A 2,423-nucleotide genomic window follows, 5' to 3' on the forward strand; every position below is an offset into this window, starting at 1 on the left:
ATTCATAGGGAAGACCTCTTTTCTGTGAATTTAGTCGGCTAACTTTATTCTACAGAAAGGGTCTTCTTTTTTCTATGAACATCATTTAGTGCATTTCTATTTACACAAAATATTTTACACTCTCATTTTCCCCCTTTCTCCTTGAAAAGGATTAGCTTTTTGAATAGGTCTCCAATACCCTTTTACAGAAGCAAAAGAAACGACATGGTCATAGTCACCAACAGTTAGAATACCTAAGTGATTTAGTTCATCTCTTAAGTTTTCGATATATTCCTCAGGTATTAGCACTTCAATTTTTACAAACGTAAAAAAGGTCATCGGACTCCCTCCCTTTTCTACTGGATGGTGATTGAACTAAAAAATGCACCACATGATGTGATGCATTTTTGTAAAAGTTATTCTGGATGAAGGAAAATCACCGACTGTAAAGGTCATTTTCTCGCAATCCTTTATAAACCCATCTTATAATCGTACTCTTTCGCTTTATCAGGCTTTGCATTTTGAAACTCTGTTTGCACATAAGGGCGCATGGAAAGCTGAACGTCTTTTACAAAATGAAATGATTGAAGCTTCTTCATCGTCGTTTGGACAGCTTCTTCGTTGCAATATAAAACGACATATCTCATTTTTTTCGAAACATAGTGGACGTACCCGAAACGTCTAAGTTGTCGTGCAAATTTTAATGATGTGAGGTAGACAGCCATGCCTTGGCGATTGCTAGTAAGCATGTAGTTAGATCCCCTTTTCTTAATGCTTGCTTCCATTAGTCTATCAGAAACAATCCGTCCCTTCAATCATACAACAATGCTGAATGTTTTTGTATAATGAATGTAAAACTTCTTGCTGTAAAGGATGGACCTTCCATGGACTTAGACCTTGTCTGGACTGACTTTCTTCGCGAACTTCGAAGTCAGGATAAAATTGAAAACCTTTCGAGTCGCACATACAGTGGCTTTCCCTTTCTTTATGTAAAGACACCGCTTTCACGAAATCAGCTAGAGCATTTGTTAAAGGAAGCGGCCGGACTAGTGATGAAAGGAAAACAATTACACGCTGATCTTGTATATGTTCGTACCTTTGCTCAAACCTACGTCTATCGTGTCCGTTTCTATGTTCCATTACGGAAAATGTTTTGTTGTGGTAATGGATGCATCGACTGCATTCGTTTTAGCACTTAATCGCCTTTAAACGTAAAAACACACTGCTTCAGCATGAAACAGCGTGTCCAATCATTAGGCACTACAGCTGCACCCACCACCGGAACCACAACCGCCACCGCAGCCAATTGAATCAAAAAATGGATTCCCTGTTGGCACTTTAATTGATGGAGACACCGCGCGAGCAATCATGACTGACAGCTCATTTAAAAGCGACTCCAATTCCGCTTCTGCTTCTTTAAATGCTACGACGGACGGATGTAAATCTAACGTTCGTTTTAGCATGCGAATCTCACGCGACACACGGTCATAATCAGGATGGTATTTTCCGAAACGCTGTACCTCTTCGTGCATGTCTTTCATTTTATTAAATTCAGCAATCAGCTGTTGAGCTTCTTTATTTTGTTGCAATGCTCGTTTTGCCACGATATAGTGATGAAAAGGTTCAGAGTCCTTAATCATAGCGCCAAGCTGATCTGCCTGTTCGATCAACAAGGACGTATCGATGGATGTGAGCATACCATCATCCCCTTTCCCCTTCATTATAACATGGACAAAGCTCTCGCTCTACTCATCGACAAAACCTATGGGTTAAACTCGATCGCGCTCTTTGATACGACCGTTATCTCATCATATTGTGCTAAATCTTTCATCAATTGAAAGAGGGCCAAATCTTTCTTTTTCGCCTCAATCATGACGTGAAGATGATCGACCGCATCAGCTCCAATCTCATGCAAAAAGGCGATGAATCGATCAGCATTGATGTAATCATGGTGCCTAGGATCATCCTCACCTGATAATGGACTCGATAGATGAATTTTTACGGGAAGCGGACTATCCTCCCATGTGGCGACGATTCGTTGCCATGTCTCCTGTAATGATTTGCTCCGATGCAAAACGTCATGGTGATGGATATCTAAAACAACAGGAATGGCGAGCTTTTCACCTAGATAGAGCACATCATCAATTGTATAGCTTTTATCATCATTTTCTAGCATGATCATAGATAATAACGACTTTGGAATACTAGCGGTATTTTCGATAAACTGTTCCAGTCCTGCCTCTACCCCTTTTTTCTTTCCCCCCACATGTAGGACGCAGCGATGTCTCGGGTCGATCTCCATCCCTTTTAGTAACTTATAATATAGAGTCTCGGAATAAATAACAATTTTCCGGGTGAAATGAACCAAAATTACTGGAAATTGGATTGGAATGGCCTGCACACTCATTATTTTCATTGTATTTTCAAAAATGTGCATGACAAAG

General features: G+C 40.2%; 3 protein-coding genes and 2 pseudogenes. 1 reads left to right on the forward strand and 4 read right to left on the reverse strand.

Annotated features, from left to right (window positions below; genetic code table 11):
• Positions 1-123: 123 nt before the first annotated feature.
• Together E2L07_RS20360 and E2L07_RS20365 are read right to left on the reverse strand one after the other, a co-directional pair.
• Positions 124-318: pseudogene (locus tag E2L07_RS20360) on the reverse strand (cytochrome C biogenesis protein); the annotation flags it as partial.
• Positions 319-449: 131 nt separating this feature from the next.
• Positions 450-728: a YlbG family protein gene (locus E2L07_RS20365; RefSeq protein ID WP_053430891.1), complete on the reverse strand. Its 279-nt coding sequence runs from the start codon at positions 726-728 to the stop codon at positions 450-452.
• Positions 729-863: 135 nt separating this feature from the next.
• Between E2L07_RS20365 and E2L07_RS20370 the strand changes: the two genes are divergently transcribed.
• On the forward strand, positions 864-1,178 hold the full coding sequence (locus E2L07_RS20370; RefSeq protein ID WP_134230519.1) for a hypothetical protein: 315 nt from the start codon (positions 864-866) through the stop codon (positions 1,176-1,178).
• Positions 1,179-1,232: 54 nt separating this feature from the next.
• Here the strand turns inward: E2L07_RS20370 and E2L07_RS20375 are convergent, their stop codons facing one another.
• On the reverse strand, positions 1,233-1,676 hold the full coding sequence (locus tag E2L07_RS20375) for a YlbF/YmcA family competence regulator (RefSeq protein ID WP_134230520.1): 444 nt from the start codon (positions 1,674-1,676) through the stop codon (positions 1,233-1,235).
• 65 nt (positions 1,677-1,741) lie between these two features.
• Positions 1,742-2,423 (reverse strand): annotated as a pseudogene (locus tag E2L07_RS20380) (hypothetical protein); the annotation flags it as partial.

Source organism: Halalkalibacterium halodurans (genome assembly GCF_004376175.1).
GTDB classification, from domain to species: domain Bacteria; phylum Bacillota; class Bacilli; order Bacillales; family Bacillaceae_D; genus Halalkalibacterium; species Halalkalibacterium halodurans.

What these genes read in the sequence shown, in the direction of transcription:
- E2L07_RS20365 (WP_053430891.1), bottom strand. Translation starts at nt 728, where the DNA reads ATGCTTACTAGCAATCGCCAAGGCATGGCTGTCTACCTCACATCATTA.
- E2L07_RS20370 (WP_134230519.1), top strand. Translation starts at nt 864, where the DNA reads ATGGACTTAGACCTTGTCTGGACTGACTTTCTTCGCGAACTTCGAAGT.
- E2L07_RS20375 (WP_134230520.1), bottom strand. Translation starts at nt 1,676, where the DNA reads ATGCTCACATCCATCGATACGTCCTTGTTGATCGAACAGGCAGATCAG.